This is a genomic window from Roseovarius sp. TE539 (assembly GCF_003298505.1).
Classification (GTDB): domain Bacteria; phylum Pseudomonadota; class Alphaproteobacteria; order Rhodobacterales; family Rhodobacteraceae; genus Roseovarius.
Genome location: NZ_QNGB01000016.1, coordinates 1 through 23670, shown reverse-complemented (window position 1 = coordinate 23670; position 23670 = coordinate 1). Strand labels below are relative to the sequence as shown.

Below are 23670 nucleotides of genomic sequence, written 5' to 3'. Positions count from 1 at the left end.
GGGCATGCCGCCCCGAAGAGACGGGTTCGCAATGTGGAATTTCCTGCCGTTCGCACAGCTCATGGCAAAGACCGCAGTCAGCCCCGGGGCGGACATGGCGCCTTGCGGACCGGCTGGTCAGGACGGAGCTTCGCGCTTGGTAGGTCGAGTGACCGAAGCGCGGATGGAGCGCACATTTTCCCTGCGCGGATTCAAGGCGAAGCCGCCGCGCATCGCCGGGCCGCCCCCCGGCACGGCGATATGGCCGGGTCAGGCGCAACGACCTCATATCGTCCGGATTAGCCGGGATAAAGCGCGCCGTCCTGCCGTCGGATCGCCGCACCGCGGCCCGTCGATACGCGGTTCGGTCGTGACTCTCGACCGTCCACTCCGGGCTCAAGGCATCATCGCTGCGTTTGGCCTGAACGGCGGCTTTCGGGACGTCGGCCCATCGTTGCAAACCCCGCTCCCTGCGCTCTCCTGCCGGCTGCGGTATTCCGTTGTCCGGGGTCAAGGCCGTCACCCGGCATGTCGTGCCCGCTGCCCGGTTCAGGCCGGCGCGCGCATCACGCGCGGCACCTTGAATTCCACGTTTTCCTGTGCGGTCTCGACGGTTTCGACCGTCAGATCGTAGCGTGCCTCGAGGGCCGTGACCACTTCATCCACCAACACTTCGGGAGCCGAGGCCCCGGCGGTGAGGCCGATGCTCCTGGCGCCTTCCAGTGCGCGCCAGTCGATGTCTTCCGCGCGCTGGACAAGCTGGGAATATCCGCAGCCCGCCTTTGCCCCGACCTCGACCAGGCGGCGGGAATTGGAAGAGTTCGGTGCCCCGACCACGAGCATCGCATCCACCTTGGCGGCCATCGCCTTGACCGCCTCCTGGCGGTTGGTGGTCGCGTAACAGATGTCTTCTTTGTGGGGGCCCCTGATAGCCGGGAACCGGGCCTGGAGCGCGGCCACAACCTCGGCCGTGTCATCCACCGAAAGCGTCGTCTGCGTGACGAAGGCGAGCTTTTCGGGGGCGCGCACCTCGAGCCTGTCCACGTCGTCGACCGTTTCGACCAGAAGAACTTCGCCCTCGGGAAGCTGCCCCATGGTCCCGACCGTCTCGGGGTGGCCGGCATGCCCGATCATGATGATCTGCAACCCGTCCTGGTGGTGACGCTCGGCCTCGATATGGACCTTGGAAACCAGCGGGCAGGTGGCATCCACATAGATCATCTCGCGGCGCTGCGCCTCGGCGGGGACAGCCTTGGGCACCCCGTGCGCGGAAAAGATCACCGGACGGTCGTCCGGGCAATCCGAGAGGTCCTCAACGAAAACCGCGCCCTTGGCGCGAAGGTCGTCCACCACGTATTTGTTGTGGACAATCTCGTGACGAACATAGACCGGGGCGCCCCATTTTCCGAGGGCCATTTCAACAATCTTGATGGCGCGATCCACGCCCGCGCAGAAGCCGCGCGGGGCCGCGAGATAAAGTGTGAGCGGTGGTCGGGTCATGTCTTCTCCTGGGCCAATGCCCCGGAAATAAGGCCCATGCCGCCCCGCGTCCACCCCGGCGCGCCCCTTGTCACTGGCGTGACTGTGCCGTTTCCCGGTCCTGCGCCGGATCGCGCGGGGGGCGGCCGATGACCTCCTTGAGGTCGTCAAGTTCGATGAAATTGTCGGCTTGCCGGCGCAGATCGTCCGAAATCATCGGCGGCTGGCTGCGGATGGTGGACACCACCGACACGCGCACGCCCTGCCGCTGCAGGCTTTCGACCAGTGGTCTGAAATCACCGTCGCCGGAAAACAGGACGATATGTTCGACCTTGGGGGCCAGTTCCATCGCGTCCACCGCAAGCTCGATGTCCATGTTGCCCTTGACCTTGCGCCGGCCCTGACTGTCAGTGTACTCGCGTGCCGGCTTGGTGACCATGGAATAGCCATTGTAATGCAGCCAGTCCACCAGCGGGCGAATCGGCGAATACTCGTCGTTTTCCAGCAGCGCAGTGTAGTAGAACGCCCTGAGCAGCTTGCCGCGGCGCATGAATTCGGTCCTCAGCAACTTGTAGTCTATGTCAAAGCCCAGGGACTTGCCGGCGGCATACAGATTCGACCCGTCTATGAACAGCGCCAGCCGTTCGTCCTTGTAAAACATCAAATGTCCTTTCAAGCCCAAATGCGTACCCGTGCTTTCCGTGAGTGTGAGTGGTAGGAACGCCGCACGAGCCCTGGAATACTAGAATGTCTGCCATCCGGCGGCAAGGCCCACAGCTTTGGTGAAACGCGGTGCAACTTTGACGAATGATCAAGATTTCCTGATCGCGCTCGGCGCCAATCTGCCATCTTCCGCAGGAGCACCGGAGGCCACATTGCGGGCCGCCCTGGCTGCGCTGACCGCCTTGGGGGTCACCGTGAGCGCGATCAGCCGTTTCTACAGAACCCCCTGTTTTCCACCCGGCGCCGGACCGGATTACGTCAATGCCGCGGCGCGGCTGGAGGGGCCGTCCGATCCCGCCCGAATGCTGGCATTGCTGCACCGGGTGGAAGCCGATTTCCATCGTGTCCGGGCCGAACGGTGGGGACGCCGGACCCTCGACCTGGACATGATCGCCGCTGGGGCTGCCGTGTTGCCGGACGCCGCGACGCAGGCGCGATGGCGCTGCCTGCCGGCGGAAGACCAGACCCGGATCACGCCGGAAACCCTGATCCTGCCGCATCCCCGGTTGCAGGACCGCGCCTTCGTCCTGGTACCGCTGGCTGATATCGCCCCCGGCTGGACGCATCCGCTCACCGGGCGGACCGTGGGCGACATGCTTGCGGACCTGCCGGACGAAAGCGTTGACGGGGTTGTGCCGCTGTAGCATCCGTGCACTGTCGCAACGGGCCCATTCTCTGCTTGTAAATCCCGGTCCGAGGGCTTAGGTATCCGACCTCTGACAATTCACCGACTGACCTGCCGGAGGTCCGATGGCCCGCGTTACAACAGAAGATTGCGTCGACAAGGTTCCCAACCGTTTTGACCTCGTCATGCTTGCCGCCCACCGGGCGCGCGAGATTTCTGCGGGGGCGCCCCTGACGGTGGACCGCGACAACGACAAGAACCCGGTCGTCGCCCTGCGCGAGATTGCCGAGGAAACGCAATCCGCCGACGATCTGCGCGAACGTCTGATCGAATCGAACCAGACACAGATCGAAGTGGACGAGCCGGAAGAGGACTCGATGGCCCTGTTGATGGGCGGCGGCGAAGCCGACAAGCCGGCCGAAGACGACATGTCCGAGGAAAAACTCCTGCGCGCCCTTATGGAAGCCCAGGGAGAGAGCTGAACCGGGACGGCACGCATGGGCGCGGAAGGTATGATCGCCGTCGAAGACCTGATCCGCCTTGTCCGCGCCTACAACCCCCGGACCGACGAGGCGCTGATCCGTGCCGCCTATGACTACGGCCGAGAGATGCACAAGGGCCAGTACCGCCATTCCGGCGAGGCGTATTTCAGCCATCCCGTCGCGGTTGCCGCGGTTCTGGCCGAACAGCGGCTGGACGATGCCACCATCATCACGGCGCTCCTGCATGACACGATTGAGGATACGCGTGCCTCGTATTCCGAAATTGAAAACCGCTTCGGTGGCGAGATCGCCGATCTTGTCGACGGTGTCACCAAGCTGACCAATCTGCAGCTTTCCAGTACGGAAACCCAGCAGGCCGAGAATTTCCGCAAGCTTTTCATGGCGATGTCAAAGGATCTGCGGGTGATCCTCGTGAAGCTGGCCGATCGTCTTCACAACATGCGCACGATCAAGGCCATGCGCCCGGAAAAGCAGGTGCGAAAAGCGCGTGAAACGATGGATATCTACGCCCCGCTGGCCGGCCGGATGGGCATGCAATGGATGCGCGAGGAACTTGAGGATCTGGCCTTTCGCGTCCTGAACCCGGATGCACGCGCCTCGATTATCCGGCGGTTCATCACCCTGCAGAAAGAAGCCGGCGACGTGATCGACCGCATCACCGGCGACATGCGCAAGGAACTGGACAAGGTCGGGATAGAGGCCGAGGTCCTGGGCCGCGCCAAGAAGCCCTATTCGATCTGGCGCAAGATGCAGGAAAAGGAAATGGGCTTTTCCCGGCTGTCCGACATCTACGGGTTCCGGATCGTCACGGGCTCGGAAAATGATTGCTACGCGGTGCTGGGCGCCATCCACCAACGGTGGCGCGCTGTGCCGGGCCGGTTCAAGGATTACATCAGCCAGCCCAAATCAAACGGTTACCGGTCGATCCACACCACCGTTTCGGGCCGCGACGGCAAGCGCGTGGAGGTGCAGATCCGTACCCGCCAGATGCATGACGTGGCCGAAACCGGCGTCGCCGCGCACTGGTCGTACCGCGACGGGGTGCGAAGCGAGAACCCCTTCGCGGTTGACCCGGCGAAATGGATTTCCTCGTTGACCGAACAGTTCGACGCCGAGGAAGATCATGACGAGTTTCTCGAGGCCGTGAAGCTGGAAATGTATGCCGACAAGGTTTTCTGTTTCACGCCCAAGGGCGATGTCGTCAAGCTGCCGCGTGGTGCGACACCTATTGATTTCGCCTATGCCATACACACGCGGATCGGCAATGCCACGGTCGGCGCAAAGGTCGACGGAATGCGGGTGCCGCTCTGGACGCGGGTCAAGAATGGCCAGTCCGTCGAGGTCATCACCGCCGACGGCCAGACGCCCCAGGCCACCTGGCTGGACATCGCCACAACCGGCAAGGCCAAGGCGGCGATCCGTCGTGCCCTGCGCGAACTGGACCGTGACCGTTACGTGCGCCTTGGCCGGGAATTGGCCCGATCGGCTTTTGAACATGTGGGCAAGCGCGCCACGGACAAGGCGCTCGAACGGGCCGCGCGCACCCTCCGCCTAGCGGATCGCGACGAGGTTCTGGCCCGCCTGGGCAGTGCCGAACTGACCGGTCAGGACGTGCTGGGCGCGGTTTACCCCGATGTCCGGCCCGCCGAGGGCGAGGAAGTCCGACGGGAGCGCGCGGTGATCGGCCTTGGCCCCGACCAGCGTTTTGACCGTGCCCGCTGTTGCCAACCGCTGCCGGGCGAGAGGATCGTGGGCATCACCTGGCGCGGCCGCGGCGTCGTTGTTCATGCCATCGACTGCGCGGCGCTGAGCACCTACGAGGATCAGCCGGAGCGCTGGCTTGACCTGCACTGGCACTCCGGACTGCATCCTGCAGTCTACGACGTGTCGCTCGATGTGACCATTGGCAACGACGCCGGCGTCCTAGGCCGCATCTGCACCTTGATCGGAGAACGCCGCGCCAATATTTCGAACCTGACGTTCCTTGACCGCAAACCCGATTTCTACCGCCTGATCGTTGACGTGCAACTGCGCGATGCAGAACATCTGCACAGTGTCATGTCGGCGCTGGATGCCGAAAGCGATGTGGCCGAGGTGAATCGGCACCGCGACTCGTCGTGCGACACGGGCAGTGCCGCCTTCAGGAAGTAGGAAGCACGAGGTGGTCTTCAAACGCCGAGACAGACGCCCACTTTGGAAGATCGTGGCGGGCTTTCTATGGCCGAAAGGCGGCTGGGGCCGTGCCTTCCACTATATCAAGCACCGCGTTCGCCGCCTTCCCGATCCGCCGCACCGGATCGCGCGCGGTATCTTCGCGGGTGTGTTCGTGACGTTTTCGCCCTTCTTCGGCCTTCATTTCTTTGGTGCCGCGCTGGTGGCGTGGCTGATTCGGGGTAATGTCGTCGCGTCGATCCTGGCGACGTTCTTTGGAAATCCACTGACCTTCGTGCCCATCGGGGTGCTGTCGATCAACACCGGGTATTTTCTCCTCGGGCTGCGCGGGCCGAAGGACGCTGAGCTACACCAGACGCTCGGGCACAGCTTTGCCGAGGCCTGGCATAACATCAACGCCAATATCTGGGCCCTGTTCACCGACGACCGTGCCGACTGGAGCAATCTCAGCGGGTTCTACGAGGACATCTTCTTTCCTTACATGATCGGGGGCATCATACCCGGGATCGTCTGCGGGCTCATTTGCTACTACATCAGTCTTCCACTGATACAGGCGTACCAGAACCGTCGGCGCGGGGTGCTCAGGGCCAAGTGGGAAGCGCTGAAGACTCTGAAGGAAAAAGCCGGCACGAAGGCTGACGCGGGGAACGAAGGCGACTACTCTGATCCCGACTCGAAGCAATGAAAGGATGCCTGCGATGACCGCTGAAACGGAACTTCGCCTGGGTGTGAACATTGATCATGTGGCGACCGTTCGCAACGCCCGTGGCGGCAACTACCCGGATCCCCTCAGGGCGGCTAAACTGGCCGAAGAGGCGGGCGCCGACGGCATCACCGCGCATCTGCGCGAGGACCGTCGCCATATTTCGGACGCCGATATCGAGGGTCTTATGGACAGCCTGGGTGTGCCGCTGAATTTCGAGATGGCCGCGACGGCAGAGATGCAGCAAATCGCCCTTCGGCACCGGCCGCATGCCGTTTGCATTGTCCCCGAGAAGCGCGAGGAACGTACCACGGAAGGCGGTCTCGAGGTTGCACGCGAGGAAAACCGGTTGGCCCATTTCATCGCCCCCCTGCGCGATGCCGGTTGCCGGGTGTCGATCTTCATCGCTGCCGACAATCGGCAGGTCGAGGCGGCCCACCGGATCGGCGCGCAGGTGATCGAACTGCATACCGGAGCCTATTGCGACGCCCATGCCGAAGGCCGTGAAGAAGACCGCGACCGCGAGTTGGCATGCTTGCGGGAAATGTCGGCCTATGCCCATTCGCTCGGGCTCGAGGTCCATGCCGGACATGGCCTGACCTACGATACCGTCACGCCGGTCGCCGCCTTTCCGGAGTTGCGTGAACTCAATATCGGTCACTTCATTATCGGCGAGGCGATCTTCCGCGGCCTCGTGCCAGCCATTGCCGAGATGCGCCGCCTCATGGACGCGGCCCGCGGCCCGCGGCAACGGTCGGCCGTATGAATTACCTTCGTTATACCGGCGTGTTTCTCGCTGTCGCGATCGGGGCAGGGATTCTTGTGTCTGTGCTGAATGCGACGATGGATTCGGTTCTGGGATCCTCGGCGCAGCTCATGGTACCGGCGATGATTGCGGCACTCGTGGAGGGCCAGCATCACGCGAAGCGGTGCAAGGTAAGGCCAGGGGTTGGCGAAGCGTGGAATTTCACCTGGATCGCGACGGCGATCGCGATCGGGTTGAACGTGGCTCTGGCCTATCTGGCGGCGCCGTTGCTGCCGGTTTTCGGCAGGCTTGCCATCGCTCCGTTTCCTTCGCAGCAGTTCATCGTCCTTCTCGGTCTGTACGGCGCAGGCTACCTGATCTGCAACCGTCTGTTCCTGGGCATCGGCGCCGGCAACCAGCTCAGCCTGATGCGCAGCCGGGGCGAGGTGGAATGAAACCCGCGCTCCTGTTTCCGGGCTAGGTAGGCGGGTATGCGGCGCATCGTGATCGCCCTTGGCGCGCTGGCGTTGGCGCTGTGGTCGCTCTGGGTGCTTGAAGGGGCCCGCGACGGCATCGCAATGACCGAGTTGCGCAATGGCCAGACGCCCGTGACCCGGATGAGCGACGGGCGCGGCGGCCCGCCCGTGGTGATTGCCCACGGTTTTGCCGGGTCGCGGCAGATGATGCAGGCCTACGGGCTGACCCTGGCCCGGGCCGGGTATGTTGTCTACAGCTTCGATTTCCAGGGGCATGGCCGGCACCCGTCTCCGATGCGCGGCGACCTGAGCTCGATCGACGGTACCACGCGCCATCTGGTGGATCAGACCCGGCGGGTGATCTCGATGGCGCGGCAGAATGACGGAGGTCCGGTGGCCTTGCTGGGGCATTCCATGGCATCGGATGTGCTGGTGCGTGCCGCCGAAGTGACCGAAGGCATCGGCCCGATGGTGCTGCTTTCGGGCTTCTCGCGGGCGATCACGGCCACGCATCCGGCGGATCTTCTTCTGGTTGCCGGCGAATGGGAGCCCAGCCTCGCTGAATTCGCCGGCAAGGTGCTGCGCATGGCAGACCCGGCCGCCCGCATGGGCCAGACAGTCGATGCCGAGAATGGCAATCGCCGTCGCGCTGTTCTGGCGCCGGCGGTCGAACACGTGGCGATCCTCCACTCAAGGGTGGCCCAACGGGCCGCATTGGCGTGGATAGACGGCTTTCATGGCCGCGACAGCCGCGTTCGGGTTCCCGCCACGGGCTGGGCACTGCTGACGCTGCTGGCCGCGATCACGGTGCTCTTCGCGCCGGTGGCCGGTCTTCTTCCACGCAGCGCAGTGCCGGAGGGCATCCTGCCACCGGGACGCTTTGCAGTCGTGACGCTGATCCCCGCGGTGGTTGCACCGCTGCTTGCGGTGCCGGTCGATACCCGCCTTCTGCCAGTGCTCGTGGCCGATTACCTGGCCCTGCATCTGGGGTTTTACGGTATCTTGCAGGGCGCGTTGCTCTGGCTGTCCGGACGGCGCCCGGGCGCTCTCGTGCCGCTTGCAGCCGGGTTGCTGGTGGTCTGGGGGCTCGGGGTTTTCGGGGTGGCTCTGGATCGTTACGGCGCCAATTTCGTGCCCGTCAACGCCCGTGTCTGGATCATCCTTGCCCTTTGCCTTGGTGCGGTGCCGTTCATGCTGGCCGACAGCTGGCTGGCCCTGGGCGGTCCGTTTTGGCAAAGATTGACGGCGCGGCTTGCCTTCCTGGGGTCGCTCGCGGCAGCGGTGGCGCTCGATCCGGAAAGGTTGTTTTTCCTCGTGATGATCGCACCGGTCATCGTGCTGTTCTACCTTACTTTCGGGGTGATGGGACGAGTCTCGGCCGCCCGGTCCGGACCGCTGGCGGCGGGTTTCGGCCTTGGGCTGGTGCTGGCATGGGCCCTGGGTGTAGCCTTCCCGATGATAGCCACCTGACGATGGAGTGACCGGCATGATCCTTGGCATCGGCACTGACCTTGCCAATATCGAGCGGATTCAGGGCACACTGGACCGCTTCGGCGACCGCTTCCGCAACCGTGTCTTTACCGAGGTCGAGCAGCGCAAGGCCGAACGCCGGATGGACGTGGCCGGCACATACGCAAAACGCTGGGCCGCCAAGGAGGCGTGCTCGAAGGCGCTCGGCACCGGGCTGCGCATGGGCATCGCCTGGAAGGATATGGCGGTCAGCAACGTTCATACCGGCCAGCCGCGCATGCATGTGACAGGCTGGGCCGCCGACCGGCTGGCTGAAATGACGCCGCAAGGGCATGTCGCCGTGATCCATGTCACCCTGACCGACGATCACCCCTGGGCACAGGCCTTCGTGCTGATCGAGGCGCGGCGTGCCACCGGCTGAATCCCCACGCCGCTTGACACCCGCGCGCCACCCGCCCATGAAGCGCGCGAACCCCTGCAGCCGGAGATCCCGATGGCCAGTGAATCCAAGAAAAGCAATGCCGTCATAGAGACGATCAAGACGGTAGTCTACGCGCTGCTGATCGCGGGGATCTTTCGCACCGTCCTCTTTCAGCCGTTCTGGATCCCCTCCGGCTCGATGAAGGATACGCTTCTGGTGGGCGATTTCCTGTTCGTCAACAAGATGGCATATGGCTATTCCTACGCATCTTGTCCGACCATCCGTATCGGGGCCCTGGGCATCGACATCGACGCCGCCGACATCTGCGCTTTTCTTGACGGCGACAACACCCGCATCATCGGGTCGGAACCTGAACGCGGCGATATCATCGTCTTCCGCCACCCCGTGCAGGGCACCGATTTCATCAAGCGCGTTGTCGGCATGCCGGGTGACCGGGTTCAGGTCAGGGACAGCGTGTTGCACATAAACGGTACCCCGGTCGGCATCGAGCCCGCCGGCACTTTCGAAGAGGTTTTCGCGCGGCAGGGGCCACTGGGCGTGCGCCCGCGTTGCGAGAACGGGGTCGTCGGGCAGGGGGCCATCTGTGAGAAATCGCGCTTCATCGAAACGCTGCCCAACGGGCGCTCGCACAATATCCTCGACATCGCGCTGCAGAGTTCGGACAATACGCCGGTTTTCCGGGTGCCGCCGGGGCACTATTTCTTCATGGGCGACAATCGTGACAATTCCACCGATTCCCGCTTTCCCCAGACCGTCGGGGGTGTCGGGTTCGTGCCTTACGAGAACCTGATCGGGCGGGCCAACCGGGTGATCTTCTCGTCGGCGGGGCGCTCGATGCTGTTTTTCTGGACTTGGCGCGGCGGGCGATTCTTCGAGAGGCTGGATTGAAATTATCGGCTGAGTTGAAAGCCTTCGAGGGCCGCCTTGGTCACAGCTTTTCGCGGCCGGACCTGCTGATCGAGGCCGTAACCCACGCCTCCATGTCCTCGCCCACGCGAAACGACAACCAGAGGCTGGAATTCCTCGGGGACCGGGTTCTTGGCCTGGTCATGGCCGAGGCCCTGCTGGAACGGGACCGCTTCGCCGCGGAGGGTCAGCTTGCCCCGAGGTTCAACGCGCTGGTGCGCAAGGAAGCCTGCGCCGAGGTCGCGCGCGAGATCGACCTTGGAGCGGTGCTCAAGCTGGGCCGGTCCGAGATGATCTCCGGGGGGCGACGCAAGCAGGCGCTCCTGGGTGACGCGATGGAGGCGGTGATCGCCGCCGTTTATCTGGATGCAGGATTCTCGGCAGCGCGGGACACGGTGCTTGGCCTCTGGGGGGCAAGGATCGGCACGGTCGAGCGCGATGCCCGTGACGCCAAGACGGCGCTTCAGGAATGGGCGCAGGCCCGCGGAATGGCGCCGCCGGAATACGTTGAGACGGCGCGCAGCGGCCCCGATCACGCCCCGCGTTTCACCATCGAGGCGCGGCTGCCCGACTGCACCGCGGAGGCTGCGACCGCTGGATCGAAGCGCCAGGCCGAACAGGCCGCCGCCCGGGCTCTCTTGGCCCGGGTCGAGGACGGGTGAATGGCGGCCGGAAACCGAAGAAAGAACTGGGATTTCGAGCGCTTCAGCCGGTTCTCCCCGGAGGTCGTTTTCTGACACCGGACCGCGGCCCGCCGCCGCAAGATGCAGTGCCGTTCCCCGCTACATACCATTGCGGGCATAGATGCCCGAGGTGTATCCATTTCGGTTACTTGATGCGGCGTACCGGAAAGCGGCCGCCCGAGTAGTTAGAGCATTTTCCCAACGACCTGAATCGATTTGGGATTCCCAACGGGCCGAAGGTTTGATTCACTGACCCCGAGGCAGATTTTGGGGGCAGCAATGGGCAAACCACTCTCCATGGACCTGAGGGAACGGGTGATCGCGGCGATTGATACCGGCCGGAGCCGGCGTGCTGCGGCCGCGCAGTACGGGGTCGCGCCCTCGACGGCAATCCGCTGGGACAACGAGCGGCGCTCCACGGGGTCCTTCGCGCCGAAGCCGCAGGGTGGCGATATGCGATCCCGCAGCCCCGACTTAAACCCCATCGAAATGGCCTTCTCCAAACTCAAGGCGTTGCTCCGCAAGGCTGCCGTGCGAACGGTGACGGGGCTCTGGGATATGATCGGCGAGCTTGTCGACTGCTTCACACCGCAAGAATGCGAGAACTACTTCGCCGCCTGCGGATACGATGCAGATTGATCGGAAATTGCTCTAATGCAGTGGCGTTGGTGAGGAATATCCGAAACACCTTGCACGGTGTTTCCATGCCAGTCTGAACGACGCGTGCAGGTAATGGCTGCACGCGTCCGGCGAGAGCAAAATCAGAACAGTGCTGCAAACAGGGTCATCAGATAATCTGCGCGGCTGGGCTACCCGGCCGGACCGGCGATTTTCTCGATCCCGCGGTCAATGGAAACGGCCAGGACCAGCAACAGGCCGGTCACAATCAGCCGTGCCTCGTTGGCCACGCCCATCAGGTTGAGACCGTTGGACACGGTTCCGATAATCAGCGCCCCGAAAAGCGCGCCAATCACCATACCGCGCCCGCCAAAGAGAGATACCCCTCCAATGACGGCGGCGGCGATGCTTTCAAGAAGCAACGCGCCGCCGCCGACCCCGCCGCCGGAGGAGACCGAGACGCCGAGAATGCGCGAGGCCGACAGGATGCCGCCAAAGGCCGCCATGCCGCCGGCGATGGCGAAGGCGGTGATCTTGATCCTGTCCACCTTGACACCGGCGCGCCGGGCGGCCTCGGCATTGTCGCCGATGGCATAGAGATAGGTGCCGAAGCGGGTTTCATGGGCTATATAGGACATGACGCCAAGCAAGCCGATGAACAGTATCACCGGCATCGGCAAGCCGCGCTGGTTTTCGAGGAACATGAGCAAGCCGATCAGCACCCCGCCGACAATCGCCACCGGAAAGAGCACGCCCCCGCCCAGCGAGGCGGGCAGGCCCGCGCGCTGCCGTGAGCGGAACGTGGTCAGCCGGATCAGCGCAAAGAGCGCGATCGCGATCAGCACCAGCGCCCACGCGCCCAGCCCTGACACATAGGTCGCGGCCAGATCCTCGACCCCTGTATTGAGCAGGTTGTAGCGCCCGGTATTGGGCAGGAGCAACAGTTGTACACCGTTGAGCAGGAGCCCGACGCCCAACGTGACCACGAAGGACGGCACGCCGATCAGGGTGATCCATCGCGCGGATATGGCCCCGATGAGCAACCCAGCCCCGACGCCGAGAAGGATGGCAAGCGGGATCGGTAGCCCGGCATCCACCACCATCTTGGCCATGAACACCGACGCGACGCCGGATGTCGCGGCCACTGACAGGTCGATCTCGCCGGTGAGCAGGACAAAGACCAGACCCAGCGCGATGATCCCGGTCACGGTGGACTGGATCAGCAGGTTGTTGAGGTTGCGGCTGGTCAGGAAGACATCGGATTGCGTCGCGAAAAAGAGAAACAGCGCGACCAGTCCCAGCGCCACGGGGACAAAGCGCAATTCGTTGCCCAGACGCTCGGTCAGGCCCCGTTTTGCCTGTGCGGTTGTGTTGGGTGTTGTTGTAGCTGTCATCGGATTGCCTACCTCATCCGGCCATGTTGACGGTTTCGTCGCCGCCGACCATCACGTTGACCACCTGTTCGCCGGTCACGTCCCTGGAGTTGAAACTGCCTGCGTTGCGCCCCAGCCGCAGCACCTCGATCCGGTCGGTATTGTCCAGCACGAAGTGATGAATGTCGTGGCTGATCACCAGAACCGCCAGCCCGTGCGAGGCCAGTTCGCGCACCAGGCTGCCAACCTGCTCCGCCGCCGAATGGCTCAGCGCCGCCGTGGGTTCATCCAGCAGGACAACCTTGGGTTCCCAAAGGATCGAGCGGGCGATGGCGATGTTCTGACGCTGACCGCCGGACATGGCCCCCACGTTACGGCTGAGCGAAATCGAGTCGAGCCGCATGCGCCTGAGCACGTCCTTGGCCTTTTTCTCGGCCGAGGCGCGGGTCACACGAAAGCCGGTCCACCACGGGCCGGTCAGCTCACGCCCCAGAAAGAGGTTCTGCACCGCGTCGAGATTGTTGCACAAGGCGAGATCCTGATAGACCGTTTGCACGCCCATATCCGCCACGCTGGCCGGGGTCGCCCCCTCGACCTTGCGCCCTTCGAACAGGTATTCGCCCCTGTCGGGCCGGTGCGCGCCCGCCATCACCTTGACCAGTGTCGATTTTCCGGCCCCGTTGTCGCCCACGAGCGCCACGACCTTGCCGGGCTCCAGGTCGAGCGAAACATCTGTCAGCGCCTTGACGTTGCCGAAATGCTTGGTGATGCCGCGCAAGCGGAGGATGGGTTCTGTCATCTGTTTCGCCCCTGGTAAGAGTGAGTGCCGGCGGCCATGACCGCCGACACCGCGTTCGCTCGGGATGTGCCGGTTACATGTTGTCCTGGCAAACCCGGGTGCCTTCGGCGCCCTTGCAGACCTCTTCCCAAGTATAAAGGCCAGCTTCGATCACGGTGGAGACGTTGTCGATGGTCACGTTTTCCACCGGCAGGAAGGCGGCGGGAATATCCATGTATTCGTTGTTGACGCTATCGTTGATCCAGGCCTCCGAGAGCTCTTCGCCCTTCAGGATGTCCACCGACACATCGGCGGCGGCCTCGGCCATCACCCGCAGGTCCTTGAAGATGGTGTTGTCCTGCCAGCCCTGAACGACGAACTGCACCGCCTCGATGGTGGCATCCTGCCCGCCCGTCACGACAACCTCGCCTTTCTGGAAGCCCTGGCTGATCAGCGCCCCGACCGATCCGCCGGTGGTGCCGTCATTCATGCCAAGGAACATGTCCACATCGCCCCCCGTCCGGGTCAGGCAGTTCTCGGCGAATGATTGCGCCTTGACCGGGTCCCAGTTGGGGGTGAAATCCTCGCAGACGACCTCGACGCGGCCCGATTCGATCAATGGATCCAGATATTCGTTCTGGCCCAGCTCATACTGCGTGGTGCCGTATTCGCCCTGGTTGCCCTTGACCCGCGTGAGCTTGACAGTGCCTTCGGGCATCGCCTCGATCAGCTCGGCGGCGCGCTTGCCCTGGGCCTGGCCCACGGCGCGGGCGTTGAACAGGACATGCGCCTTGGCCTTGCCGCCGATCGCGTCATGTTCGTACAGAAGGACCGGCACGCCGGCCTCTTCGGCCGCTTTCAGAGCCCCTGCGGCGAGATTTGCGTCTGACGAGGTATAGACGATCAGATCCGCGCCCTGTGCCAGTGCATCCTCGACCAGCCGTTGCTGGCGCTCCGGGTCGCCTTCGCCGTTCTGAACGGTCACGGTGGCGCCGGGCATCCGCTCTTCCATGGCCGCCACGTAAAGCGGCGCGTCGCGACGCTCGAAGCGGATGGTGGTGGAGTTCGGCAGCATGAAGAAGATGCTTGCCTCTTCCGAAGCCGCGGGGGCAGCCGCGAACCCGGTCAGCGCGATGGCCGCCAGGGTGCTGGTTTCTGTGAATCTTTTTATGATGGTCATTTTGTTTCCTCCCTTGAATGCACTGACCTTGCTTGTGTCAGTCCGGTTCATTTGCCGTCCGTCTGACGGCACTCCGTGAATTTGTTCCACACTGGTATCACTCCTCAGAGGGTATCCGTCCGGCCTCAGCCCGTCGCCTCGCTTTCTGTCCAATCTGGAACAGGCCCGACCCGATCACGGCAGTTTCCCGGGCAGGGGCGTGGCCTCGTAGCAGCCGATAATCCCCTGATCGAAATCGAGAATCGATCCGGTCATGATGCCGGATTCGTCGCTGGCCAGATGGGCGATCCAGCGCGCCACCTCGTTCATGTCGAGCAGCCGCCCGGCCGGCAGTTTTGCCCCGGCCTCCTTCTGCCAACCATCGGGCATGTCGTGATAGGTCTTCTGCGTGATGTCTTCTGCCGGGGTGTCCATCCATCCGATGGCCAAGGCGTTGACCCGGATACCGTCGCGCATCAGCGAGAAGGCCGCGTTCTTGGTGGTGGCCACCAGCGCCGCTTTGGACGCGGCATAAACGGTCAGGAACGGAACACCGCCATGGGCGGTGACCGTCGCCACATTGACCACGGTTCCCGGCTTGCCCACATCGCGCCAATGGTTGGCTGCATTCTGCATCAGGAAGAACGGTGCGCGCGCATTGATCGCGAAGGTGCGCTCCCACAGCGCCGCATCGCCATCCAGAATGCCGCCGCGATCCGTGATGCCGGCGGAATTGACCAGGATGTCGTAGCTGCCGAATTCCTGAATGGCGCGCTCATGCACCGACGTGCAATCACCCAGATCGGTCAGGTCGGCCTGATGATAGACGACGCGCTGCTCCGGCGTGCTCAGGGCCTCTGCGGCGGCCTTGCCCTCGGCCTCCTTGCGGCCCATGATCAGCGCGCCCTTGAGCCCGCGCCGCAGCATGAGCTTGACCGCAGTAAGCCCGAGCCCCTGGGTCGAGCCCGTGACCACTGCTACCTTGTCTTCAAATTGCCGATCCAACGTCACGTCACTGTCAGAGGCCGCGCGATAGGCGGCATTTCCATACGGGCTTTCATAATCCGTCATGTGTAATCCACCTCCACCGGCTTGTTGATTTCATAGGATTTCAGCGCCGCCTCAGAGAGCAGGAGCGCGCGCCGGCCGTCTTCAAAGGTGACGTTGGGCGGCTTTCCGGCCGTCACCTGGTCGATGAAGTCACGAATTTCCGCCTCATAGGCCGCGCGGTATCGTTCGATGAAAAAATAAAGCAGCTCATCGCGCGTCGCCGTGCCGCCCGCACCATAGCGCGACACCTCAGACGGGCGTTGATTGTTCGAGCGCACCATGCCTTGCGCACCAAAGGCCTCGACTCGCTGGTCGTAGCCATAGTTGGTGCGCCGTGAGTTGTTGATATGGCACAGCGCGCCGGATGCGCCGCGCATCACGACCATGGCCGTGTCCACATCGTTCAATTCGGCAAAGACCGGGTCCACCCGGTTGGCCGCCATGGTAAACACCTCCACCGGGTCTTCCCCCATGACAAAACGGGCCATGTCCATGTCGTGGATGGTGGTGTCGCGGAACAGCCCGCCACAAGCCTCGAGGATCGGGCGCGGCGGCGGCGGGCCCGGGTCGCGGCTGGTGATGATCAGCAGCTCCAGGTCGCCCAAATCCCCGCGCGCGACGGCCTGCTGCACCCCGGCATGGCTCGGGTCGAACCGCCGGTTGAAGCCCAGTTGTAGCGGAACGTCGAAGGCCCTGAGCTTCTCCTTGCATTCTTCGACCTTGTCGATGTTCACGTCGATTGGCTTCTCGCACAGGATCGGCTTGCCGGCCTCGGCCGAGCGCAGAATCATCTCGACATGCGTGTTGGTTGGCGACGCGATCAGCACGGCATCGACATCCTCCGCACCCAGCAAAGCATCGAGATCCGTCGTCGCACGGGCACCGACAGCCGCGGCGGTGGCCCCGGCGCTTTCTTCATAAACATCGAAGCACCAGGTCACGGAGGCATCGGGCTGCAAGGCGACCAGTCGCGCATGCATGTCCCCGATGCGACCGGTCCCTATGATCCCGAAACGCAGCATATGATCCTCCTTGCGCCTTCAATTTTCGCCAGCATTGCCCGCAATGCCGCCAGCCTCAACGCCCGGTTTGTCCAGATTGGAATTCTTGCACCGTGCCAGACGGGTCCGGCTGCGTTATTCTTGAACGGGAGATGTTAGAACGCGCGGTCAGAAAAGCAGAAATGACAAGACTGGAATCCGAAACACCGCCTCCGGCCGGCACCGGGAGCTTCTTCAACGAAATGTCGGCGCATGAGTTGGAGCGGTTTCTCGATTTTGTCAGCCGCTTCATGACGGAGACCCAGGACTCGCTGCTGTTGGGCATGCCCGCACGTGAAGTGCCGATCATGGTTCAACTCATGCGCTCGCATCTTCACGGCCGGCTGGAGACACCGTCATCGCTGATAGACGGCTCAGGCCTGGCGCGCGGTACGGCCCATCGGTTGATCGAGGAAATGGTCGAGAACGGGCTGATCGTCAAACGCCCCCGCACCCGCACCGGAAAGACCTTCTCGCTGCATCCGACGCGGCAGATGATCGCCGCGTGGGTCAACTACCTGCGTCGGGTAAAATCGTTGCTGGGGACGGCGTTCGGCCTGTCGGAGGACACCGACTATTTCTTTGGCGCATCCTACCTGGCCACCGCGGCCGTCGCCCCGCTGCCGGTTATGCCCAGCAAGCTCGATCTGCCCGGCGGTTTGCGTGTCCTTCTGCACGCTGATGCGGGTTTCATGGCGATGCAGAAGCTCAAACGCCAGTTCGAGATGCATTTCGGAACTGAGATTGAAGTTCGGGCGCTCAGCATTGATCGGCTGCATCAGGAGATCCTCGACAATGCCGGGCGCGCCCAATCGCGATATGATCTGGTCACCTGCGATGTCTGCTGGATGGAAGAAATGATCCAGGCCGAGGCCATTCGCCCTGTCCAGATGCTTGACGAGGGTGAGGCGCGCGACCTGATGGATTTCCATCCAGAGGCGCTTTCCACCGTGCAGCGCGGTGATGCGCTTTACGGCATACCGGTCCAGACCACGCCGGAACTATTCCTCTACCGCACTGATATTTTTGAGCAAAACGGACTGGAGCCACCGCAGCGTCTCAGCGAGGTGTTGGACTTTGCGCGCCGGCTGCACGGGTCTGCGCGCGGCCTCAGCGGTATCTGCTGGAACGGCGCGCGCGGCACGCCGGTGGGCACGAGTTTCATGATGCTGATGGCGGATTTCGGCCAGCCCGTCCTCAAGCTGCGGCGCGTGGGCAAGGGCTTCCACGACCAACAGCTTGCCGGTGAAGAGCTCATCCCGATGCTCGACAGCCCCGAGGCGTTGGAGGCAGCGGAGTTCCTTGTCGAGCTGCTCTCCTGGTCGCCGGCCAACGTGCTTCAGATGTCATGGTACGAGCGTGCCCGATGTTATGCCGATGGCCACGCGGCAATGGCCTATAGCTACACCCAGATCCTGCCAATGATCGAGAGCCAGCCGGATTCTCCCGGCTACGGGCGCACGGGCTACCTGCCGCATCCCACGGCGCCGGACATTCCGCGCAGCGCGCCGCTGGGCGGATGGAACATCTGCCTGCCATCCAACCTCAAATCCGCCCGGATCGATGACGTGACCAAGGCCGCGCGCACCCTGACCTCGGCTGCAGCCACGAAACTCTACATCGAAAATGGCAGCCTCGTGAGTTCGCGTTTCAGCGTTTGCAACGACCCGGTCGTGGCCCATGGCCGCCCCGTCATCGCCACCGTGGACCAGATGGCGCGCGCCGGCCAGCTTCAGACCTGGGCACGCCCCGCCGTGCCGCAATTCAACACGCTGGTCCGCATCCTGGGCGAGGAAATCCACACCATGCTTTTGCGCAACAAGAAGCCCGCGGCCGCCCTGCGCGACGCCCAGGCGCGCTGCGAGCGGGCCATGGGCCTATAGGCTCACAGCGCCACCCACTGCCGCTTGGCATGTGACGCCTGCATTGCCTCGACAGTGCGCTGCACCTCGTAGGCCTCGCGAAAGTCCGGGCCGCAGGACGCGCCGCCAGCATGTGCGGCGAGCAATTCGGCCACCTCGATCACCTTGAGGTCAGTGAACCCCAGATGATGCCCCGGCGCGGGGCAGAACTGGCCATAGGGCGGATGGGCCGGGCCGGATTCGATCCGCGTATACCCGCTGCGCCCCGCCGCGCCGGACCAAAGCTCCAACTCGTTCATCCGCTCCTGCGTAAAGGCGAGCGCTCCCTTGGTTCCGGTGATCTCCCATGACAGGTCCATGGTGCGGGCGGTCGCGGCCCAGTTGGCCTCGAGGCTGCCGCTCACCCCGTTTCCAAAGCGCACCAGCGCGTGGGTCATGTCATCCACCTCTACCGGGGCACGCTCGAACGCGCCGGGCGCTACGGGCCGGGCGGCGTGGATCGTCCGGCACTCCGCCTGGACCTCGGCCATCGGGCCAATCAGGTAGCGCGCCATGGAAATGATATGGCTGCCGATATCGGCCACCGCCCCGCCGCCCTGCGGATCGGTCCGGAAAGAATGCGGCACCTCGGCGTCGGCCATGTAGTTTTCCGCATGGCGGCCGCGAAAGCCGGTGATATCCCCGATCTCGCCGCTTTCGATGATCTCGCGCGCCAGCTTGATCATGGGATTGCGCAGGAAGTTGAAGCCCACAAGCGTGACCACGCCCGCCGCCTCCGCCGCCTCGGTCATCTCGAGCGCCAGCGCCGCCGTGGTCGAGAGCGGCTTTTCGCAATAGACCGTCTTGCCCGCCGCGATGGCCGCATGGGCAATTGGCGCATGCAGCAAATTGGGCGCGGTGATCGCCACGATATCCACTTCGTTATCGCTGACCAGCGCCTGCCAGTCGCCTGTGCCGCGCGCAAAGCCGAGCGCCTGCGCCGCCCTGGCTGCCAGATCGTCGCTTGCTTCGGCAAGCATGGTCAACCGCGGCTCGGTGGGCACCTCGAACAGCCCCGGAACCGAACGGAACGCATTGGCGTGGCAACGCCCCATGAACCCCGATCCCACAAGTCCGATGCCGATTTCTGGCTTGTTCATGCTCCTGTTCTCCTCTTCGGTCCATGCCACATGTCCAATCTGGAATGTCGCGCCCGAACCTGCGACCGGGATTCTGTCCAGACCTGACACTTTAATCATTCAAAGGGCCGCCGCCCTCCGGCAGTCTCTGGCAACCAAGGAGGACCGGATGGCGCAAGCGGAATACGACTACATCGTGATCGGGGCAGGCTCTGCGGGCTGTGCGGTGGCCGGCCGGCTGGCCGAGACCGGGCACAGCGTCCTGCTTCTGGAAGCCGGCGGAAAGGACCGCAACCCGTTCATCCATATCCCGCTCGGCTATTCGATGCTCTATGCCAACCGCTCGGTGAACTGGTGCTATGAAAGCGCGCCAGAGCCGCATCTGAACCATCGCCGCCTCTTTCAGCCGCGCGGCAAGGTGCTGGGCGGGACGGGCTCCATCAACGGGATGATCTACATGCGCGGCCAGCCGCAGGATTTCGACGGCTGGGAAGCGGCGGGGTGCACCGGCTGGGGCTGGGACGGCGTGCTGCCCTATTTCAAGTCCTGCGAGGATCAGGAGCGCGGGGCGGATGACTTCCACGGCACCGGCGGGCCGGTCGCGGTGTCGGATATCCGCACCGAACATGCGCTCGGCGAGGCGTTTCACGCGGCCTCCGAGGCGCTCGGCGTGCCGCGCAATGACGATTTCAACGGCGCCCAGCAGGCGGGCACCGGCTATGTCCAGACCACGACGAAGAAGGGCATGCGCTGGAGCACGGCGGCGGGCTACCTGCGCGGGGCCGCCAAAAAGAACATCGACCTGACACTGAACGCCATGGTGCAGCGCATCACGCTGGAGGGAAAGCGCGCGACCGGCGTGCGCTGGTCCGACCGGCGCGGCACGCATGAGGCCCGAGCGCGGCGCGAGATCATACTGAGCGGCGGCACGTTCAATTCACCGCAGCTCCTGCAACTCTCCGGCATCGGCCCCGGGGCGCTTCTGCAAGATCACGGGATCGAGGTTGAACACGACCTGCAAGGCGTGGGCGAGAACCTGCAAGACCATTTCGGCATCGGGGCAGAGTATCGCTCGACTGTGCATTCCACGGTGAACGACCTTTACAACAACAAGATCAAGGGCGGCTTGCAGCTCTTGCGGCACCTGATCTTCCGCACCGGTCCGTTTGCCGATAATGGCAATTACTCCAATACCTTCATCTGCTCCGGTCCGGAAGTGGACCGCCCCGACATGATGGTCACTTTCATGGCCTGGTGTACCGATGAACATCTCAAGCCGCATCCCTTCTCGGGCTTCACCATTCTTGCCGAACACATGCGCCCGAACTCCCGCGGGCGTGTCAGGATCTCCGGCCCGGCTCCCACGGATCAGCCGGAGATCCAATTCAATTTCTTCTCGGAAGACGCAGATCGGCGCGCCGCGATCGCCGGTTTGCAATTCGGAAGGAAGATCGCCGCCACGGCGCCGATGTCGGACTGCGTGGATTACGAGATCTCGCCGGGAAAGGATGTGCAATCCAAGGATGAGTTGCTGGAATACTGCCGCTCAAACGGGTTGTCCCTGCTGCACCCGGTCGGCACCTGCAAGATGGGTGTCGGCGAAGATGCCGTGGTCGATCCGCGCCTAAAGGTTCACGGTATCAAGGGGCTGCGCGTGGCCGATGCCTCGATCATGCCGCGCATCGTCACCGGCAACACCAACGCGGCCTCGATCATGATCGGCGAGAAGGCCGCGGCCCTGATCCTCGAAGACGCCAAGGAGTACGCGTGATGCAGACGCTTGGACTGGCCCTGATGGGCACCGGCCGCATGGCCCATGTCTATGGGCCCAAGATAGGCGCCCATCCCGGCCTTCGGCTTGAGGTCATCTACAACCCGCGCATGAGCTCGGCCACCAAGGCCGCCGAGCAGTATGGCGGGCGCGCGATGGATGACCTGGACGCGGTGCTGGCCGATCCGGCAGTGGATGCGGTGGTGATCGCCACGCCGACCGACACCCATGTGGATTACATCGAGGCCGCAGCCCGCGCGGGCAAGCCGATCTATTGCGAGAAGCCGCTGGACCAGTCTCTGGAGCGGGTGGACCGCGCCATGAGCGCATTGCACGCCTATCCCGTGCCTTTCATGCTGGGGTTCAACCGGCGCTTTGATCCGGACAATGCCGCCCTGCGCGACGCCGTGACGCGCGGCGAGGTCGGGCGGCTCAACATGCTGATGAGCTGGTCGCGCGAGCCCAGCCCGCCGCCCATTGAATATGTGTGCGTCTCGGGGGGGTATTTCGTTGATGCCGCGATCCACGATATCGACCTGCTCTGCTGGATCGCGGGCGAACGCCCGGCCGAGGTCATGGCCGCCGGATCCTGCATGTTCGACGACCGGATCGGCGCCGAGGGCGATTTCGACATGACCATGACCACGCTGAAAATGCCCTCGGGCGCGCTGCTTCATATCAACAATTCCCGCGCCTGCGCTTACGGGTTCGACCAGCGGCTTGAAGCCTTTGGCGACAAGGGCATGGTGCAGACGCTCAATCACCGCGACGACAATCTGGTGCGCTGGAACAAGGCCAGAACCGTGGCGCGCGAACCGCTCAAACACTTCTTTCTGGAGCGTTTTGATCAGTCTTTCTACAATGCCTTGGATGAATTCCATCAGGCCGTAACCGAAGACCGCGCGCCATCTGCCACAGCGCAAGATGGCCGCGCGGCGCTCGCCATCGCACTCGCCTGTGCGCAATCCGCCAATACCGGGACTGCCGTCGAACCGAACTATGGTTGTACGGCTGGTTGCTGACAAAAGAGCTATGGCGGGAAATGGGTGACGCGGTTTGAGAAGGCGGCGTATCGTGGCGGGTGATCAAGCCTGCCAGAACTTCCATAAGAGGAACGATACGCCATGAAGAACGATACAGAGATCATTGCCCTGCGTCAGCCGGACTCTGTGGATGACCCGCTGACCGAGATCGCCCGTGACGGGGCGCGACGGATGCTGGCCGCTGCACTTCGCGCAGAGGCTGACGCCTTCGTCGCGCAGCATGCCGAAGAGGTCCTGCCGGACGGTCGTCAGCGGGTTGTGCGGCACGGTTTCGGGCCGGAGCGCAGCATCCAGACCGGGATCGGCGCGCTCGACGTGCAGCGCCCGAAGGTGCGCGACCGCGCCACCGATGCCCCGGCGGAGAGGAAGATCCGCTTCACCTCTGCGATCCTGCCGAAATGGGCGCGACGCTCGCGCAGCCTCGATGCCCTGCTGCCCGTGCTTTATCTGCGCGGCATCTCGACGGGGGACTTCCAGGAGGCGCTGGCCGCGATTCTGGGCAAGGATGCGCCGAACCTGTCGCCCAGTGTGATCTCGCGCCTGACCGGGGAGTGGAAGCAGGAGTACGACCGCTGGCAACACCGCGATCTCTCGGCGCGCCGGTACGCCTACATCTGGGCGGATGGCGTGTATCTGCAGGCCCGCATGGAGGCCCAGGCCGAGTGCATGCTGGTCATTCTCGGGGCCACGCCCGAGGGCAAGAAGGAGCTGGTGGGCTTCCAGGTCGGCGTGCGCGAGAGCGCGCAGAGCTGGCGCGAGTTGCTGGTCGACATCAAGAAGCGCGGCCTTGCGGTTCCGCCGGAGATCGCCGTCGGCGACGGGGCCATGGGGTTCTGGAAGGCGCTCGACGAGGTCTTCCCGGGCACGCGCCATCAACGGTGTTGGGGTGAAGGGCGTCTCGGGATTGGTCCGGTGGACCAATCCAGCCCTGAACGGGCGGAGCCCCGTCGAA

At 63.8% G+C, this 23670-nt stretch carries 21 protein-coding genes and 2 pseudogenes; 15 read left to right on the top strand and 8 right to left on the bottom strand.

Annotated features, from left to right (window positions below; all coding sequences use genetic code 11):
* Nucleotides 1–528 precede the first annotated feature (528 nt).
* On the bottom strand, nucleotides 529–1479 hold the full coding sequence (gene ispH / locus DQW77_RS11220; protein WP_113258319.1) for a 4-hydroxy-3-methylbut-2-enyl diphosphate reductase: 951 nt from the start codon (nucleotides 1477–1479) through the stop codon (nucleotides 529–531).
* A gap of 70 nt (nucleotides 1480–1549) precedes the next feature.
* On the bottom strand, nucleotides 1550–2119 hold the full coding sequence (locus DQW77_RS11215) for an NYN domain-containing protein (RefSeq protein ID WP_113258318.1): 570 nt from the start codon (nucleotides 2117–2119) through the stop codon (nucleotides 1550–1552).
* 139 nt (nucleotides 2120–2258) lie between these two features.
* On the opposite strand from DQW77_RS11215, the gene folK reads away from it, so the two are divergent.
* The 11 genes and pseudogenes from folK to DQW77_RS18350 all read left to right on the top strand — a co-directional run.
* Nucleotides 2259–2825: a 2-amino-4-hydroxy-6-hydroxymethyldihydropteridine diphosphokinase gene (folK, locus tag DQW77_RS11210; RefSeq protein ID WP_113258377.1), complete on the top strand. Its 567-nt coding sequence runs from the start codon at nucleotides 2259–2261 to the stop codon at nucleotides 2823–2825.
* A gap of 106 nt (nucleotides 2826–2931) precedes the next feature.
* Entirely contained in the window at nucleotides 2932–3288 is a 357-nt protein-coding gene (gene rpoZ / locus DQW77_RS11205; protein ID WP_113258317.1) for a DNA-directed RNA polymerase subunit omega, read from the top strand.
* A 30-nt stretch (nucleotides 3289–3318) separates the two neighbouring features.
* Nucleotides 3319–5460 (top strand): bifunctional (p)ppGpp synthetase/guanosine-3',5'-bis(diphosphate) 3'-pyrophosphohydrolase, encoded by a 2142-nt coding sequence (locus DQW77_RS11200; RefSeq protein ID WP_113258376.1) that lies wholly within the window; start codon nucleotides 3319–3321, stop codon nucleotides 5458–5460.
* A 10-nt stretch (nucleotides 5461–5470) separates the two neighbouring features.
* Nucleotides 5471–6166, top strand: a complete 696-nt coding sequence (locus tag DQW77_RS11195) for a DUF2062 domain-containing protein (protein WP_113258316.1) — start codon at nucleotides 5471–5473, stop codon at nucleotides 6164–6166.
* Nucleotides 6167–6179: 13 nt separating this feature from the next.
* Nucleotides 6180–6950, top strand: coding sequence for a pyridoxine 5'-phosphate synthase (locus DQW77_RS11190; protein WP_113258375.1), 771 nt, complete (start codon nucleotides 6180–6182; stop codon nucleotides 6948–6950).
* Nucleotides 6947–7384, top strand: coding sequence for an ABZJ_00895 family protein (locus DQW77_RS11185; RefSeq protein ID WP_113258315.1), 438 nt, complete (start codon nucleotides 6947–6949; stop codon nucleotides 7382–7384). The genes DQW77_RS11190 and DQW77_RS11185 overlap by 4 nt, the downstream gene beginning before the upstream one ends.
* Before the next feature lie 36 nt (nucleotides 7385–7420).
* Complete coding sequence (locus DQW77_RS11180) at nucleotides 7421–8875, top strand: alpha/beta hydrolase (protein WP_113258314.1); 1455 nt, start codon at nucleotides 7421–7423, stop codon at nucleotides 8873–8875.
* Nucleotides 8876–8891: 16 nt separating this feature from the next.
* A complete protein-coding gene (acpS, locus tag DQW77_RS11175; RefSeq protein WP_113258313.1) occupies nucleotides 8892–9296 on the top strand; it encodes a holo-ACP synthase in 405 nt (134 codons plus the stop codon).
* A 72-nt stretch (nucleotides 9297–9368) separates the two neighbouring features.
* The gene (gene lepB / locus DQW77_RS11170) at nucleotides 9369–10205 is read left to right on the top strand and encodes a signal peptidase I (protein ID WP_113258312.1); all 837 of its coding nucleotides are present in this window, start codon (nucleotides 9369–9371) and stop codon (nucleotides 10203–10205) included.
* Nucleotides 10202–10885 (top strand): ribonuclease III, encoded by a 684-nt coding sequence (gene rnc, locus DQW77_RS11165; protein ID WP_113258311.1) that lies wholly within the window; start codon nucleotides 10202–10204, stop codon nucleotides 10883–10885. Before lepB ends, rnc begins: the two co-directional genes overlap by 4 nt.
* 486 nt (nucleotides 10886–11371) lie before the next feature.
* Nucleotides 11372–11545 (top strand): annotated as a pseudogene (locus DQW77_RS18350) (IS630 family transposase); the annotation flags it as partial.
* 170 nt (nucleotides 11546–11715) lie between these two features.
* On the opposite strand, the gene DQW77_RS11155 reads toward DQW77_RS18350, so the two are convergent.
* The 5 genes from DQW77_RS11155 to iolG (DQW77_RS11135) all read right to left on the bottom strand — a co-directional run bounded on the left by DQW77_RS11155 (nucleotide 11716) and on the right by iolG (DQW77_RS11135) (nucleotide 16906).
* Nucleotides 11716–12918 carry a sugar ABC transporter permease gene (locus DQW77_RS11155; protein WP_113258309.1) on the bottom strand — a complete coding sequence of 401 codons (1203 nt, stop codon included), beginning with the start codon at nucleotides 12916–12918 and terminating at the stop codon, nucleotides 11716–11718.
* Between the two features lie 13 nt (nucleotides 12919–12931).
* Complete coding sequence (locus DQW77_RS11150; protein WP_113258308.1) at nucleotides 12932–13696, bottom strand: ATP-binding cassette domain-containing protein; 765 nt, start codon at nucleotides 13694–13696, stop codon at nucleotides 12932–12934.
* Nucleotides 13697–13769: 73 nt separating this feature from the next.
* Nucleotides 13770–14855, bottom strand: coding sequence for a sugar ABC transporter substrate-binding protein (locus tag DQW77_RS11145; RefSeq protein ID WP_113258374.1), 1086 nt, complete (start codon nucleotides 14853–14855; stop codon nucleotides 13770–13772).
* A gap of 174 nt (nucleotides 14856–15029) precedes the next feature.
* A complete protein-coding gene (locus DQW77_RS11140; RefSeq protein WP_113258307.1) occupies nucleotides 15030–15905 on the bottom strand; it encodes an SDR family oxidoreductase in 876 nt (291 codons plus the stop codon).
* Nucleotides 15902–16906 (bottom strand): inositol 2-dehydrogenase, encoded by a 1005-nt coding sequence (gene iolG / locus DQW77_RS11135; RefSeq protein WP_113258306.1) that lies wholly within the window; start codon nucleotides 16904–16906, stop codon nucleotides 15902–15904. The genes DQW77_RS11140 and iolG (DQW77_RS11135) overlap by 4 nt, the downstream gene beginning before the upstream one ends.
* A 161-nt stretch (nucleotides 16907–17067) precedes the next feature.
* Between iolG (DQW77_RS11135) and DQW77_RS11130 the strand changes: the two genes are divergently transcribed.
* Nucleotides 17068–18807, top strand: coding sequence for an ABC transporter substrate-binding protein (locus DQW77_RS11130; RefSeq protein WP_113258305.1), 1740 nt, complete (start codon nucleotides 17068–17070; stop codon nucleotides 18805–18807).
* 2 nt (nucleotides 18808–18809) lie between these two features.
* Here DQW77_RS11130 and DQW77_RS11125 read toward each other — a convergent pair whose 3' ends face one another.
* On the bottom strand, nucleotides 18810–19925 hold the full coding sequence (locus DQW77_RS11125) for a Gfo/Idh/MocA family protein (protein ID WP_113258304.1): 1116 nt from the start codon (nucleotides 19923–19925) through the stop codon (nucleotides 18810–18812).
* A 148-nt stretch (nucleotides 19926–20073) separates the two neighbouring features.
* Here DQW77_RS11125 and DQW77_RS11120 point away from each other — a divergent pair, with 148 nt between their 5' ends.
* The 3 genes and pseudogenes from DQW77_RS11120 to DQW77_RS11110 all read left to right on the top strand — a co-directional run.
* Nucleotides 20074–21675 (top strand): GMC family oxidoreductase, encoded by a 1602-nt coding sequence (locus DQW77_RS11120; RefSeq protein WP_113258373.1) that lies wholly within the window; start codon nucleotides 20074–20076, stop codon nucleotides 21673–21675.
* A complete protein-coding gene (gene iolG, locus DQW77_RS11115) occupies nucleotides 21675–22697 on the top strand; it encodes an inositol 2-dehydrogenase (RefSeq protein ID WP_258523838.1) in 1023 nt (340 codons plus the stop codon). Before DQW77_RS11120 ends, iolG (DQW77_RS11115) begins: the two co-directional genes overlap by 1 nt.
* Before the next feature lie 83 nt (nucleotides 22698–22780).
* Nucleotides 22781–23603 (top strand): annotated as a pseudogene (locus DQW77_RS11110) (IS256 family transposase); the annotation flags it as partial.
* Nucleotides 23604–23670 lie beyond the last annotated feature (67 nt).